Below are 15,114 nucleotides of genomic sequence, written 5' to 3'. Positions count from 1 at the left end.
TTAATAAGTTGCCCGACCGCCAGAAAGATCAAAAGTTGCAGCGGTGGTGAAACTGTTTTCCTTCGAACAGAGCCATGCGATCATCGCGGCCGCCTCGTCGAGTTCGAGGAACCGACCGCGCGGAATTTTCGAAAGCATGTAGTCTATGTGTTCCTGCTTCATCTGGTCGAAGATCCTGGTTCGTGCGGCTGCGGGTGTGACGCAATTAACAGCGATGTCCATATTTGCAAGTTCCTTGCCGAGCGATTTGGTCAGGCCGATCACACCTGCCTTTGATGCAGAATAGGCACTGGCATTTGGGTTCCCTTCCTTGCCCGCGACCGAAGCGATATTGACGATGCGTCCATATCCTTGTTCAGTCATTGAGAGTATGACTGCCCGGTTTGAATGAAAGGTGCCCAACAGGTTGATTTCGGTGATGGTACGGAATTCCTCGACCGGATAGTCGGCCAACGGACCGTTTGATCCTGCAATTCCTGCAGAGTTCACAAGAATATCGACACGACTAGCTGCCACGAGAGTTGCCCTCATGGCCGTTTCAACGCTTGCCCAATCCGCAACATCTACTTCACAAGCAAAGGCATCGCCGCCAATTTCCTCTGCAGCAGCTTCAGCAAGCGTCTTGTCCCTATCCCAAATCACTATCCTTGCTCCATCGGCGGCGAGACGATTTGCTACGGCTCGGCCAATACCTTGAGCTCCGCCAGTCACAATGGCGGTCTGGTTTTCAAACTGTTTCATTCTGCGGCTGCCTTTTCGAAGGATGTGATAATTTGTTCCGAGTTGCCCGACTTGCCGGACCGGACAATCGCGTGAAGGGTCTCAACCGCGCGCGCGCCGACGTGACCTGGACTCTCGTTGCGGCCTTGCCCCAGTGCGATATCAACCAACCTGTCGGCGGGACCTTCGCAACTGTACTTCCACGCGCCTGATGGAACTTGCGCTATCTGGGTTTTGCCGTCTGGCAACTTAAGCACCAATCGCTCTGTCTCAATATCCAGCAGAACCGAGCCACGGCTTCCGTAAATTCGCAAATCGACTTCAAATCCATGGCCCTGCGGTACACCGCAACTGCCCGAGAAGATTCCAGTGGCGCCATTTTGAAAGCGGACAGCCGCCGCATCGTGCAAATCGATGGTCGACGGGGCCTCAAACAACATCGAAGAGACCGAAGCACACCGCAAATCAGTCAACCAGAACAATAGACCAAGCGCATGTGACAGCTGGCCATATGCATAGCCTCCGCCTTGGTCCGGGGCCTCCCAGGTACTGCGCTCGGGCTGGATAGCTATGTGCCCCCAATTCACCAATGTACCACCGGAGAAAATACTACGTGTGAAGGAAGCCATGTGACAAACGACATGCTCGATCTCGCCGATTTCTGCGATCATCTCTCGCATTTCATCCAGGCCGGGCTTATAGTTCCAGCCATAGGCAACCAACAGTTCGCGTTCAGCAGCCTTGGCGGTTCGAACAAGGTCCCAAGCTTCCGCAGGATCAAGGCACATGGGCTTTTCCACCAAAACGTGACAGCCCTTTTCCAGAAACGCCTTGGCCTGCCCAAAGTGAAGGTTGTGCGGCGATGAAATGACGGCGACATCGATCTCGCGGTCCAGAACTTCGCGCCAGTCTTCGGTTGCAAATGCAAAGCCGAACTCCGTAGCGATCAGATCCAATTCCTCACGACCAAGCCGACAAACAGAATCAAGCACCACTTCATGGCGCGCAGCCAGAACCGGGATATGCATGCGATAGGCGAAATGCCCGGCACCAATGATCGCTGCTTTTATGGCCCCTTTTTTGTACGTCATGTACTTTCCCTGATTTGAAGCTGATATCCGAGATCATGGGTCGGCTCTATGTCTGTTGCACCGTCCAGACGCGCCATCACCAGCTCTGCTGATCGTTCACCAATGGCACGCCCTTTGATTTGAACTGTGGTCAATGGGATCGGCAGCAGCGCCGACAGACTAAGGTCGCCGAACCCGGCGATGGCCACATCCCCCGGCACACTGACACCGTTCGACATGCACCACATCATCGCGCCATGTGCAGGCAGCTCAGCGAGGAAGAAAACGGCATCGGGCTTTTTCTTGCGTCTCATGAGCTGTGACATCAGCGCTACCCCGCCTTCAAGCGTGGCAGGGTTGTTGAACTCCACGATGGTGTCCGCGTCGACGCAGCGCCCAGCACCACGCATGGCGTCAATGAATCCCTGAGCCCGATCTTCAGCCTGGTCGTTATACGTCGATGCGCCGCCAACCATAACTATGTTCTCGTAACCACGCCCAATCAGGTATCGCGTCATATCGACAGCGGCGGCGTAGTTGTTAAAGCCCACTGCATGGCCCAAAGCTTCGTCACGCAAGTTCCAAGCCTCCACAACGGGGCCGGCGAACTTGGCCAACAACTTTCGCGTAGTTTCTGTGTGGGAAAACCCGGTTACGATGATCGCATCAGCCTGCCGCGCGACAAAAGTGCGCACGGCTTCCTCTTCTTTCTTTGGCGTCCAATCGCTTACCGCCAGTAGCATCTGCAACCCCCTGGGCTCCAGAACGTGGCTGACACCTTGTGCAAAATCGGCAAAAAGCGAGCTGGCAAGGATGGGGACGACGACACCAATCATGTCGGAACGCTGCGAGACAAGAGATCGAGCGGTAAGATTTGGGATATAACCAATCTCATCTATTGTGCGCTGAATTTTTGCGCGTGTATCAGCATGCACTGTCTCGGGCTGACGCAGAGCACGCGAAACTGTAATTAGCGACAGCCCCGACGCCCTCGACACGTCTTTTAGCGTCACCTTTTTAACGCGTTCGTCCGTCATCCCGGCTCCCTTTCGACTCCTGCTCGCTCTTCCGCCTGCCCAAATGAGGCAAAATCAGGTACGGTTGCCATTGAGCAAAATCACCATTGACATACGAGTATCATTGCCATTAACGTCCGTCAACATCGAATGACACTCGTATATCATGTCATTTTCTGCGTTTCGCGGACCGCCATCCATGGCACAAGAGGGAGGACGTTATGTCGAATTCAATCAACCGTCGTAGATTCCTTGGCACCACCGCCGCCTTGGGCGCTGCTAGCTTTTTGCCAATATCACAAGCCAGTGCTGCAAGCGGTGAAATCTCGGTCTGGAAGTTTGGTGGCACCCCGCAGGAGGTCGAGGTGTGGGCACAGCGCAATGAAGCCTTCTCAGAGGCCAACCCAGACATCAAACTCAACTATTCCTATTTTAATGGTCAGATCCGCAGGCAAAAGATTCTTGCTGGCTTCCAGACCAATCGTCTCGCCGATGTGATCATCGCCTTCGGCCAGGATATTCCGGAATTTGCTGGATTCGGCATGATTCAGCCTCTGGACGATATTGCCAGCGACCGTATCATTGGCTGGAAGGACCGGATCGTACCCGAAGTATATAAGTCGGGTGTTCACGAAGGCAAGCTTTATGCCCTCCCCACCTATGTGGACATGGCAAGCTTTCTTGCCATCAACCTAGACGACCTCGAAGAAGCAGGCTTTGAGAGACCACCGGAGACTTGGGAGGAAGTACGCGAATACGCCAAGGCGATGACCAAACCCGATCGCCCAGGGATCGCCTTTCCTGCCACTACAGCACCCGTTGACATCAACATCTTTGAAGGCCTCGCGTATGCAAATGGCGGTCGCATCTTCGACGAGAACTCGGGCAAAGTTACGCTGAACGATCCAGGTGTAGTAGATGCGCTGCAATTCTACGTTGATCTTATCAATGACGGTTCGACACCGTCCGCTACTTCACTGACAGAGACTTTCTTCCGCGACACGGCGCAACTTTTCGGTCAAGGCCGATCAGCCATGTGGATCGGTCTATCCTGGCTCAACACGCCGTGGGGTGTGAACGAGGACATTCGCTGGACTGGCATACCGATGCCCCGCCCCGGCACTCCTTCGGGAAGCTACGCACCCGTAAACGCAATCATGGACGGCACTGCAATGCTGATGGTTTCGTCGCGCTCGCAGAACCCAGAGGCTGCGCTGGAATATGTCGACTTCTGGTCCCAGACCGATCAGCTCGAAATCTGGGGTGGTCAGCCTGAAATTGCGCGCATCCCTGCTGGCAAAGCTGCATGGGACAATACGGAGTTGAAGGAGGCTTGGCCAAACTGGGTTAAGGCATATGACGCTGGCACTCTTTTCGCAGGAGGCGCACCGATGCCTCGCTTCATTGGCGTATCGGCAATCGAATCCGCATTGGGCACTGCGATCCAGCAAGCCATTCTTGGTCAGAAGACGCCGCAAGAAGCACTAGATGAAGCCACGACCTCTGCACAGGGCCAGATCAATCTGATCCGCGGCTAATTGCCAAAATCCTAGAAAAACGAAACGAGGGAGGGCCTGACATTGCTTCGAAGCGACCGTTTTCTGGCATATGCCTTGATATTGCCCGTTGTTGCCGCCGTCGTGGCCTTTGTTGTCGGGCCCACCTACAACGTTGCCACGCTCAGTCTAACCCAGGTGGTTATGGGCATGGAGCGTGGCTTCGGAACCTTTGGAAATTTCCAGGCGCTAGCCGCGGATCCGGTGTTCGGGCTTGTTCTGAAGAACACAGTCATCTGGATCCTGGGGGGAACGTTCTTATGTGTCACCGTTGGCTTGGGGGTCGGCACGTTCCTCGCCATTGATTCACGACTTACGGGCTGGCTGCGGGCATTGATTTTGCTGCCCTGGGTCTTGCCAGATGTTGTGACAGCCATGGCATGGAAATGGATGTTGCATGGGCAGGTAGGCATCATCGGCCAGACGCTGCAGTCCTGGGGTTTTACTGAAGGGGCTGTCTCTTTCATGGGCGACCCAGACCTGGTGATGTGGATGCTCGTCGTAGTCCTGATTTGGCGCAAGATGCCGCTGGTTGCACTAATCCTTTGCGCCGCGATCCGATCGGTGCCCGATGATCAGATCGAAGCCGCGCGAATTGACGGTGCAAATGCTCTGGAGCGTTTCCGCTTTGTAACCCTCCCTAATATCGCTTTCTCTCTGACCGCAGTGACAGTGATCTCGATGATCTGGATAACGGCAGAATTCGCCCTCCCCTGGATTATGACGGGCGGTGGTCCCGCCAACGCCAGCCAGATCATGGCGACCTACATCTACCAGCAAAGCTTCGAGTTCTTCAATTGGGGCGTGGCCTCGGCCATGTCTGTGATCAACCTCGTGATGTTGGCCACAATTGTTGCCCTCTACCTTTACGTTAATCGCCGCTCCTGGGCTTCGGAGGGTTCGAAATGAATGAAAAATCACGCCCCTTCTACTGGATCATGCTCAGCCTTGTCGGTCTCGTGATCTCTATATACGTGCTGTTTCCGGTTTTCTGGCTATTTCTTGCATCATTCAAGACACAAGCCGAGCTGGCTCAACTTCCAATCTCATTTTGGCCGGAATCTCCGTCTCTCGACGCCTACATGGCTCTGTTCTCTCCGACCCACCAAAAAGGCCAGCTTCTGGACTGGCCTCAGTTGATCGGGAACAGCTTTTTCATTGCAATAAGTTCCACGATTCTCGTTCTGATCTTCGGCACGCTCGCGGGCTACGCATTTGCACGCCTCCACTTTCCTGGACGCGATCTGATCCTCGGAGGATTGCTTATCAGCCGAATGTTTCAGGGAGCCGCACTCCTTCTACCGACCTACCGGTTGATGTCTATGATCGGCTTGCAAGACAGTTTGGTCGGCCTCGTGCTGCTCTACTCAGCCTTTGGCTTGCCGTTTGCTACTTGGATCATTGCGTCCAGCTTGCGTGAGATACCCAAGGAACTGGAGGAAAGCGCCATGATGGATGGCGCTAACCGACTGCAGAGCATGGTGATTGTTGTGCTCCCGCTGGCCACACCTGCCTTGATAACGGCAGCCATGTGGCATTTCGTTGGAGCCTGGTCGGAGTTTGCATTCGCTTCGATACTTTTGGAATCCAACGAAAACAAGACCGTAACTATCGGTCTGGCTAGCTTTGTCGAGCTGTTCACATTGGAGTTCCAATATGTTGGAGCAGCTGCAACCATTGTAGCCCTGCCAATCATGCTCGTCTTCTTTTTCGGCCAACGCTACTTCACGCGTGGTTTGTTGGCAGGAGCGGTAAAAGGATGAGGATCACCGCAATTACTGCAGTGGCCATAGATTGTGGATTCAACAGTCAGAAACTGCAAACAAGTCGCGTCGCCTCACCGATGTCCCGCTTTCCGAGCTTTGCTGAACAACGGGCAAGCTGGATGTGGCCCACCAAAAAGGTCTTCGTTCAGGTAATTGGCGAAGACGGATGCACAGGCTGGGGGTGCACGAACGGGGGCGAAATCGTCGAATTGATCGTGAACTCACATCTTTCCAATCTTCTCGTTGGAGAGCCAATCAGCGATCTAGCGGAATTAAATGCCATGATGCGCGCAGCCCTGTTGCCGAATGACCGTTCGGGCTTTGCCATGATGGCGGTCGCTGGAATAGACATTGCGCTCTGGGATTTGACGACCAAGGCAACCCGGCAATCACTTGTGAATGCTCTTGGCGGAAGCTCCGTCGAAAGCCTGCCGGTCTATGTCACAACCCCGCGCCCAGAAGCATTCACTGGGAGCATCTGGCCGGGACTTAAGGCCGCTGCACCCTTTGGTCCGGAATCCGGCGAAGAGGGACTTGCTGCCAATGTCTCCCTAATGCGCCGCTTTGCCGAAGCGGCTGGGCCGGATGTCCCCATTATGATCGACGCCTTCCTCGCTTGGGACCCGGACTACACGCTTCGGTTCGCCGACGCAGTCTCGGACTTGCCCGTGGCATGGATCGAGGACCCTATTCCGCCGCAGGACATCGACGGGCTGGAAATAATCCGTCGCGGAATGGATCCGGATATTGCACTTGCTCTTGGCAACTTCGCGTTTTCCTACGCGGATTGCGCCGATCTGCTCCGCACGGGTGTCGTTGGAGTTTTGCAGCCTGACGTCGCTTGGGCCGGGGGGGTGTCCGAAACCTTGCGGATTCTGGATCTTGCACAAAGCGCTGACGTTCCGGTGATCCTCCACAACACTTGCGAACAACCATGGGCGCTTGCCCTTGCCGCGGCGCGCCAGACCGATGCTCTCGTTGAATGCGTGGATCGTGGTGACACTTCACCCCTCTACAGCCTGATGGCACCTCGCCCAAAGATAGCAGAAGGCAAGCTCGCCATTCCCCTCGATCCGGCGGGCAACAACCCGCCCCGATTTGTGCTGGATGCTTTTGGTCCGGCTGAAAAATAGAACTAGGAGGAATACCCAATGGGTTCGGTTGCACTAAAAAATATACGCAAATCCTATGGAGCCTTCGAAGTTCTTCACGGCATAAATCTCGATATTCGTGATGGGGAATTTACCGTTCTCGTCGGCCCTTCCGGCTGCGGTAAATCCACGTTGCTGCGCTCAATTGCAGGACTCGAGACGATAAGCGGCGGCGATATCGCCATCGATGGTACCGTGATCAATTCGTTGGTTCCCAAAGAACGCGATATTGCCATGGTCTTTCAGAACTACGCTCTTTATCCACATATGAGCGTTGCGAAAAACATGGCGTTTTCCCTAAGGCTTGCAAAAAAGTCAAAGGACGAGATCGAACGCAAGGTCAAAACGGCTGCAGAAATCCTCGATCTAACCCCCTTGCTTGATAGATATCCACGCCAATTGTCAGGGGGACAGCGCCAACGGGTGGCCATGGGACGCGCCATCGTGCGCGATCCCAAGGTTTTCCTGTTTGATGAACCGCTTTCGAACCTTGACGCCAAACTGCGCGTGCAAATGCGTTCAGAAATCAAGGAGTTGCACCAGCGCCTGAAAACCACAACGATCTACGTGACGCACGATCAAATCGAGGCGATGACCATGGCCGACCGTATTGTGGTTATGCGCAGTGGCCATGTCGAGCAAGTGGGAACCCCACTTGAGCTCTATGACAAGCCTGCGAACGTATTTGTGGCCGGTTTCATCGGCTCACCAGCAATGAATTTCATTAAGGCCAGAACTGTTGGCTTGGCGCTCGAAACAGAGAGTGGTGCAACTCTTGGGCGGGCGCCTTCGCCCTTAAAGGACGAAGAGGTCGTAATTGCAGGCTTCCGACCGGAAGATGTTCGGTTGTCTGATAAAGGCATTGCAGCGCATGTCGCCTTGGTAGAGCCAACGGGAGCTGAGACCCAATTGACGCTCCGCACTCAGGACGCTTCGATTATCATGACCACCCGGGATCGTGTGACCCAGTCACCTGGCGATTTGGTGCATTTCTCAGTCGTCGGAGGCAAATTGCACTGCTTTGACCCCGATACTGAAGAAGCCATTGGTGGTGATCGGTAATGAAGATTACAGATGTCAGGGTCATCAGATTCCGTACGCATGCCGACCGATGGGATATCGGTCATGCACGCTTAAGGTCTAAAGCTGAAGTGCATCAGACGATTACCTGTATCGACACAAGTGAAGGTGTAACCGGCTACTTCCTCGGCGGTGGCAAACATGGTGATCAGGATGGAATGAACCCGGATGAACAGCGCCTGATTGAGGGTCAGGTGCGAGACATGATCCTAGGTGCGGATCCGCTTGATCGAGAGCTGATCTGGAAATGGATGTGGGTACGCAACATACCCGAAGTGGCGCAGAGCATAATTGATTGTGCACTCTGGGATTTTGCGGGTCGGCTTGCGGAGTTGCCCGTATACAAACTCATGGGTGGCGCTAGAGACAAGGTTCCAGCGTATGCTTCGACCTATCCGAACATTGGTAAACCTCAGGCTTATGCCGACCATGCGCAGACTTGCCAAGCATCTGGATACAAAGCATACAAGATCCATCCGCACTATTTTTGGAATCCTGACACGGGCAAGCCCACGAACGGGCGACCTTCAAACATTCGCGCCGACATCGAGACCATCAACCTCGTACGCGAGGCAGTAGGCCCAGATATGGTGTTGATGTATGACGTTTGGGGCACCTATCACACCATCGAGGAAACGATCAAAGTTGGCCGCGAACTCGAGCGCAATGATTTTTACTGGTACGAACATCCCATGCCCGAGTACCGGGTCGAAAGTTACCGTCGTCTTTGTCGAGAACTTTCGATTCCAATTCTGGCCCCGGAGATTGCGGCAGGCGGCGTATTTACCCGTGCAGAGTGGATAATTCAGGGCGCTTCCGACATGAGCCGTATGGACATCCGACGCGGCGGTGTTACCGGTTGCCGGAAGACCGCTGTCGTCTGCGAAGCCTTCGGCCAACGCTGTGAAATCCACATGGCAGGCTGGGGAAACCTGCAAGTGATGGGGGCTACTTCAGAAGACACCAGTGAATGGTATGAGAAGGGCTTGCTCGCACCAGGCGTCGACTACGACGCACCACATCCCTACCTCGCGCGGAACTGCGATCCAATGGATTCCGAAGGCTTCGTCGCGTTGCCGCAGGCGCCGGGCCTCGGTTACGAGATTATCTGGGACTACATCAATGACAACAGGATCGCCGCATGACTCTTTATCGCCGCGCCTGGACGATGCAGCTGCGGGACGGGGCAGAGGCCGCCTATGACGACGCCCATGCCACCATCTGGCCTGAAATGCGTACTCAGATGCTCAATAGCGGCATCGTTCGTTTCTTTCTCTATCGCTCCGGTCGCACGGTTTTCGCCTTCCAGGAACGTGATCGCCCTTTTCAGTTCACTACGGCTCCACCGAGCGAAATCACCGTGCGTTGGTGGCGAGCGATGGCTCCTCTGATGATCACCGAGGGAGCCGACTTCCGTCCTGTTCACACTGAACTGCGCGAGGTCTTCGTGTTAGATGCCGCGAAGGAGGCAGATACATGACCGGAATTGAAGGCATTGTGCCTATCCTGTTGACGCCGTTCCGGGACGATTTTTCTATCGATTTAACGAGCCTGCGCCGAGAGGTTGAATCAACTCTGGCCGTCGGCGTACACGGGATCGGAATCGCCATCGGAAGCGAAATCTTCAAGCTTACGCTTGACGAACGCCGACAGATTCTGAGCGCCGTAACCGCTCTGGTCGGAGGGCAGGTTCCGGTAATCATGAACACTTCAGCTCCCGGCACGGCTCCAGCGGTACAACTGGCAACAGAAGCTGCAGAAGCCGGAGCTGATCGTCTCATGATCTGGCCACCAGATTTTTTCTCACTTGGACCCGATGCGGTGATTGAACATCTCTCACGCATTGCCGAGGCTGCCGGACTTCCAATCATCTTGCAGGATGTGCCTCAAGCACCTATTTCGCCAGCGCTCGCCTTGCGAATTGTGAACGCCGTACCCTTGGTCGACACGATCAAGGTAGAAACAAACCCAACTGTTGCGCAGGTTCATGCCATGACGCAGGCCGTCGAGGGTAAACTCACGGTTCTCGGTGGCGCCGGGGGAGGCACTTTGGTGGAGGAATTCCGTCGCGGTGCGCGGGGCACCATGCCATTTGCAAGCCAGGCAAAGGAATTTATGGCAGTCTGGAAAGCCCTTGAGGCAGGTCAGTTTATCGAGGCATCCGAAGTCATCGAGCAGCGAATCCTGCCAGTCAGCCGTCTCGGATCTCAATCCGGCGACATGTTTTATCACGTTCATAAGTCAATGCTGAAGCAAGCAGGTGTTTTCGACAATGCGGTCGTGCGCCCCCCGACGGCCATACCGGATGAAATAGCTAAAGCGGAATTGAGCCGTCTCTTGTTTCGACTCCGGACAATCTCTGAACCACAAAAGGAAACCGCATGAAACTTCTCCGTGTTGGCCCCGTTGGGCAGGAACGCCCAGCCCTACGCCAAGAAAATGGCACACTCTGCGACCTCTCAGACGTGATCGACGACGTTGCGGGAGCCGCGCTCTTACCCGAGAGCCTCGATCGTCTACGTGAAATCGACGCAGATACGTTACCTAAATTGCCCTCGGATTTGCGGTTGGGTGCATGTGTAGGCCAAGTAGGAAAATTCATCTGTATCGGCCTGAATTATGCCGATCACGCTGCGGAAAGCGGAATGAAAGTGCCGAGTGAACCCGTTATTTTCATGAAAGCAACTTCCGCTATTTGCGGCCCAAATGACGATGTAGTGCTACCAGATAACGCAAAGAAAGGCGATTGGGAGGTTGAACTGGGTGTCGTGATTGGCTCTCCAGCGAAGAACATCCCCGAATCCGAAGCATTACAACACGTTGCTGGCTATTGCGTTATCAACGATGTGTCGGAAAGAGCCTTTCAGCTTGAACATGGTGGTCAATGGGTGAAGGGTAAATCTGCCGATACATTCGGCCCCACCGGCCCGTGGCTGGTTACATCCGATGAAGTACCCGATCCAGCAAACCTTTCGATGTGGCTTGAACTAAATGGAAAACGTGTTCAGTACGGTTCAACCAAAACGATGATCTTTGGTGTGGCGAAAGTAGTCTCATACCTGTCGCGCTACATGTCGCTGCAACCAGGTGACATCATCTCGACTGGCACACCTCCGGGCGTAGGAATGGGTATGAACCCACCAAGATTTCTCGAAGCGGGCGACGAAATGCGTCTTGGGATCGAGGGACTTGGCGAACAACATCAGAGGGTACGCTGAGGCTGTCCGGTTCTCACGAAATCTTTTCTTGAACTGATTGCAGAGTGACAGCTTCGGTTGCCGGATGGATTGGCCATACACGCATCTATTGCAGTGGATCTCCAGAGATCCGCAGCAACCGACTTGAATAAGTCTTGTGATGCGACTGGAGAATGGAAACCAGTCGCAAATAACCGGTTTGATTGCCGATTGCTTGCAATTACACCCAAAATTGCGTGATGTTCTGTGCAACTGTATCTGCCCATAGCCGAAATTCCGGTCAACATTTTTGTTATTTTCGGCATGGGCGGTGCTGTGGGCTTCCTGTCAGGTCTATTTGGTATTGGCGGTGGTTTTCTGCTCACACCCCTACTAATTTTTTCAGGAATCCCTCCAGCAATCGCCGTTGCTACGGTTACAACTCAGGTAGTCGCTTCGTCCTCTTCTGCAGTAATGACATATTGGCGACGCAAGGCGATTGATCCCAAGTTGGCGTCTTTTCTCCTAATAGGCGGTGTATTGGGATCGTTTATCGGTGTGATCCTGTTTGATGTCCTGCAATCCGTCGGTCAATTAGACCTTGTCATCTCCTTGTCCTACGTAACTTTCCTTAGTGTGATTGGCGGTTTGATGCTGATTGAATCGGCGCGTGCCATAAGCCGGCGCAAATCGGGCGTTGCTCCCAAGTTGCGCAAATCTGGTCAACATAACTGGATCCACGGACTGCCGCTCAAAGTCCGGTTTCGCCGTTCAAAGTTATATGTGAGCCTCTTCCCGATTGTGGCACTTGGCGCGATCATCGGTTTTCTAGGCACGATTCTGGGTATCGGCGGTGGCTTCATGATGGTGCCCGCGCTTATCTATCTGCTCCGTGTTCCCTCAAATATCGTCATCGGTACCTCTCTATTCCAGATCTTGTTTACGATGGCAGCGGCCACGATCTTTCATGCAATCGGAACCAAAACCGTGGACATAGTTCTGGCCATGACCTTGATGGTCGGTGGAGTCATTGGCGCGCAGTTGGGTGCACGAATGGGGCAGAACCTTCGCAGCGATCAACTACGCCTGTTGCTGGCTCTGCTCGTTCTCGGGGTTGGCCTCCGCTTTGCCGTCGACCTGCTACTTGTACCGAAAGATTTCTACTCCATCGCGGTTCGCGAGAGTGTGGGGGCGTCATGAAGCGCAGCCTTCTTGCCCTTAGCATTCTGTGTTTTTCAGGTTGCAGTGTTTCTGCACAGGAGGAGAGTGACCTAGTAACGGCCCTTTCAGCTGATATCATTTCGATCCAGTCCAACTTTACCGGAACGGAGATTGTGATCTTCGGTCAGGCACGAAAAATACAACACAATCCGACCGGATTCGAAGTTGCTATTGTAGTCGAAGGGCCTCCGCAAAACATAGTAACCCGTAGGAAAAGTCGATTTCTAGGTGTATGGGTAAACCGAGAAGCAGAACGTTTCCAGCACGTTCCCTCGTTTTACGTCGTAGCCAGCACGGCACCCATTAAATCTCTGGCGGATCGCGTTACGCTTAGCGAACTGGGTATTGGACTCAATCATATTAACCTCCCAGTATCGGGCGACTCCGATGTTGCCTTTTCGGATCGAGATCATTTCCGAAAGGAATTTGTCCGATTGCGCGAAGAAACCGCACTCTATTCAAAACAGGAAACATCTGTTGAATTTCTGACTGCAACGATGTTTCGCACAAAAATTCCGCTACCAGCAAACATTCCGGTAGGCCAATACAAGGTGAAGAGTTTTTATTTCGGGAAGGTTTTGTTGTCTCCCAATCTGAGAAAATATTTGTCGTAGCCAAGGTCGGACTTGAGCAGATCACATTCTACTTCGCACAGAGTCACTCGGTCGCTTATGGCCTCTTTGCCGTCATCTTGGCTATTTTCACTGGCTGGCTCGCAGGCGTTATCTTCAGAAGAGACTAATACAATTGGGATCTGTCGCAAATTTTTCTTGAACCGATGTGGAGGTATTGATGCGCCGTTGATTTTCCGGTGTTCTGGAGACGTGCGATGGCCATTTCCGGGGGGCTTATCACGTTAACGTTGGGACAGATGTTTGCGGGATAGACCGATAGCTATGAAGACCGCCTCTGCCAATTACAAACGCCATCGCTTCCCGCCCGAGATCATCGCGCGCGCTGTCTGGCTGTATTTTCGGTTCCCGCTCAGCCTCCGTATGATCGAGGAAATGTTGTTGGAGCGGGGAATTTCGGTTTCCTACGAAACGATTCGCCGCTGGGGTAAGAAGTTCGGTCCCGCCTATGCGCGCCGCCTGCGCAGCAAGCAGCCATCCCGCAGTGATGTCTGGTTTCTTGATGAGATGCGCATCGTCATTGCCGGAAAGAAACACTGGCTCTGGCGTGCTGTCGATCAGGACGGATACGTGCTGGATGAAATCGTTCAGACTCGCCGCAACACCAAGGCCGCCAGGCGATTACTGACCCGGCTTCTGAAGAAACAGGGTATCACGCCAAAACGGATGATCACCGACAAGCTGCGCTCTTATGGAGCCGCCAGGCGACAGGTGATGCCGACCGTCGAGCACCGGTCGCACAAGGGATTGAACAATCGGGCTGAGAGTTCCCATGTTCGGTGGCGAAAACGGGAACGAACGATGCAAGGCTTCCGGTCAACCGGAAGCCTTGCATCGCTTTGTCTCAATCTTCTCTGCTCTCCGCAATCATTTCGTTTCACCCCGTTCAACTCGTTTCGCGCAGGGCATTCGCACTCACCGCCTGCTGGCCATGGCGGTATGGAGCGCCGTGACCAAAGTCATCTGAAACCCAACGTTCGTTGCCCCGCTACGTTCGAATGACGTTGCCGTGACAAGCCCACTGGATGAGATCAAAGCCCATTACCAACGCGGTGGGCTCGGTGATGGGAACATCAAAAAGCGGCTGGAAGAGAAATTGCAGGCGCTTCTCGCCCCGATCCGTGAACGCCGCGAACAACTAGCCAAAGATCGAAGTCACGTCGTGGAGATTATTCGACGGGGGACAAGACGTGCACGTGATCGCACAGAAACCACAAAGCACGAAGTAATCAATGCTCTTGGTTTAATTCAGCTGTAGGGAAACTACGATGGACAGACCGGAGCAAGTCCGGTTTGTTCACAGTCCGGCCGTTTGAAAGAAATTCGAGCCACGGATCAGCCCGAGTCGCCACAAACATCAATCGCAATTTCCTAGGTCCTAGTGGCCTTTTTCTTGCAAACAAACTCGACCATTTTCGCTGTGTAGACGGACTCAGTTCTGCCTGGAAATCAACGGACCTGTCGAAACTTTCGCTAACTTTTGCATTCCCCGAGGGCATCGCCAGCAGATCGTTTTGTTGGCGGACACACCCCTGACCAGAAAAGCCGAAACTCTTCTTGAGCCGAAGCATGGCTTCAAAACCAGCGACGCATTTTCTGACTGAGTTGAACGAGTGGAACCCGCCGACCTTCAGCATGTTCTTTTTCGCCCTGAAATGATCGCGCTCAATGCCCTGTTGCAAATGATTGGTCACTTCGTGCACCGGATCGAAAGCAAGATGGTCGC

The 15,114-nt window shown here is 53.9% G+C and carries 13 protein-coding genes and 3 pseudogenes; 12 read left to right on the top strand and 4 right to left on the bottom strand.

Going from position 1 to position 15,114, the window contains the following annotated elements; all coding sequences use genetic code 11:
• Genes Q666_RS43575 through Q666_RS43565 form a run of 3 tightly spaced genes read right to left on the bottom strand, consistent with a single transcriptional unit; the run spans position 1 to position 2,827 of the window.
• Positions 1-741: an SDR family NAD(P)-dependent oxidoreductase gene (locus Q666_RS43575; protein ID WP_022999806.1), complete on the bottom strand. Its 741-nt coding sequence runs from the start codon at positions 739-741 to the stop codon at positions 1-3.
• On the bottom strand, positions 738-1,811 hold the full coding sequence (locus Q666_RS43570) for a Gfo/Idh/MocA family oxidoreductase (RefSeq protein ID WP_022999805.1): 1,074 nt from the start codon (positions 1,809-1,811) through the stop codon (positions 738-740). The genes Q666_RS43575 and Q666_RS43570 overlap by 4 nt, the downstream gene beginning before the upstream one ends.
• On the bottom strand, positions 1,808-2,827 hold the full coding sequence (locus Q666_RS43565) for a LacI family DNA-binding transcriptional regulator (RefSeq protein WP_081713226.1): 1,020 nt from the start codon (positions 2,825-2,827) through the stop codon (positions 1,808-1,810). Before Q666_RS43565 ends, Q666_RS43570 begins: the two co-directional genes overlap by 4 nt.
• A 200-nt stretch (positions 2,828-3,027) precedes the next feature.
• On the opposite strand from Q666_RS43565, the gene Q666_RS43560 reads away from it, so the two are divergent.
• From Q666_RS43560 to Q666_RS43505, 12 genes and pseudogenes are all read left to right on the top strand, one after another.
• Complete coding sequence (locus tag Q666_RS43560) at positions 3,028-4,344, top strand: sugar ABC transporter substrate-binding protein (protein ID WP_081713225.1); 1,317 nt, start codon at positions 3,028-3,030, stop codon at positions 4,342-4,344.
• Positions 4,345-4,386: 42 nt separating this feature from the next.
• Positions 4,387-5,271: a sugar ABC transporter permease gene (locus Q666_RS43555; protein ID WP_152533312.1), complete on the top strand. Its 885-nt coding sequence runs from the start codon at positions 4,387-4,389 to the stop codon at positions 5,269-5,271.
• Positions 5,268-6,125 (top strand): carbohydrate ABC transporter permease, encoded by an 858-nt coding sequence (locus Q666_RS43550; RefSeq protein ID WP_022999801.1) that lies wholly within the window; start codon positions 5,268-5,270, stop codon positions 6,123-6,125. Before Q666_RS43555 ends, Q666_RS43550 begins: the two co-directional genes overlap by 4 nt.
• Positions 6,122-7,261 (top strand): mandelate racemase/muconate lactonizing enzyme family protein, encoded by a 1,140-nt coding sequence (locus Q666_RS43545; RefSeq protein WP_081713224.1) that lies wholly within the window; start codon positions 6,122-6,124, stop codon positions 7,259-7,261. The genes Q666_RS43550 and Q666_RS43545 overlap by 4 nt, the downstream gene beginning before the upstream one ends.
• A gap of 18 nt (positions 7,262-7,279) precedes the next feature.
• Positions 7,280-8,341, top strand: a complete 1,062-nt coding sequence (ugpC, locus tag Q666_RS43540; RefSeq protein WP_022999799.1) for a sn-glycerol-3-phosphate ABC transporter ATP-binding protein UgpC — start codon at positions 7,280-7,282, stop codon at positions 8,339-8,341.
• Positions 8,341-9,504: an enolase C-terminal domain-like protein gene (locus tag Q666_RS43535; RefSeq protein ID WP_022999798.1), complete on the top strand. Its 1,164-nt coding sequence runs from the start codon at positions 8,341-8,343 to the stop codon at positions 9,502-9,504. Before ugpC ends, Q666_RS43535 begins: the two co-directional genes overlap by 1 nt.
• Positions 9,501-9,839, top strand: a complete 339-nt coding sequence (locus Q666_RS43530) for an L-rhamnose mutarotase (RefSeq protein WP_022999797.1) — start codon at positions 9,501-9,503, stop codon at positions 9,837-9,839. The genes Q666_RS43535 and Q666_RS43530 overlap by 4 nt, the downstream gene beginning before the upstream one ends.
• Positions 9,836-10,744 (top strand): dihydrodipicolinate synthase family protein, encoded by a 909-nt coding sequence (locus tag Q666_RS43525; RefSeq protein WP_022999796.1) that lies wholly within the window; start codon positions 9,836-9,838, stop codon positions 10,742-10,744. The genes Q666_RS43530 and Q666_RS43525 overlap by 4 nt, the downstream gene beginning before the upstream one ends.
• Complete coding sequence (locus Q666_RS43520; RefSeq protein WP_022999795.1) at positions 10,741-11,577, top strand: fumarylacetoacetate hydrolase family protein; 837 nt, start codon at positions 10,741-10,743, stop codon at positions 11,575-11,577. The genes Q666_RS43525 and Q666_RS43520 overlap by 4 nt, the downstream gene beginning before the upstream one ends.
• A 225-nt stretch (positions 11,578-11,802) precedes the next feature.
• Complete coding sequence (locus Q666_RS43515) at positions 11,803-12,735, top strand: sulfite exporter TauE/SafE family protein (RefSeq protein WP_022999794.1); 933 nt, start codon at positions 11,803-11,805, stop codon at positions 12,733-12,735.
• Positions 12,732-13,498, top strand: a pseudogene (locus tag Q666_RS43510) (TIGR02186 family protein). The gene Q666_RS43515 and the pseudogene Q666_RS43510 overlap by 4 nt, the downstream one beginning before the upstream one ends.
• A gap of 154 nt (positions 13,499-13,652) precedes the next feature.
• Positions 13,653-14,355: pseudogene (locus Q666_RS43505) on the top strand (IS6 family transposase).
• A gap of 499 nt (positions 14,356-14,854) precedes the next feature.
• On the opposite strand, the pseudogene Q666_RS66705 reads toward Q666_RS43505, so the two are convergent.
• Positions 14,855-15,097: pseudogene (locus Q666_RS66705) on the bottom strand (DDE-type integrase/transposase/recombinase); the annotation flags it as partial.
• Between the last annotated feature and the right edge of the window lie 17 nt (positions 15,098-15,114).

The sequence above is a fragment of the Labrenzia sp. C1B70 genome (assembly GCF_000475395.1).
GTDB lineage: Bacteria > Pseudomonadota > Alphaproteobacteria > Rhizobiales > Stappiaceae > Roseibium > Roseibium algicola.
The sequence above is the reverse complement of the archived record's forward strand: the minus strand, read 5'-3'. Positions and strand labels throughout refer to the sequence as shown.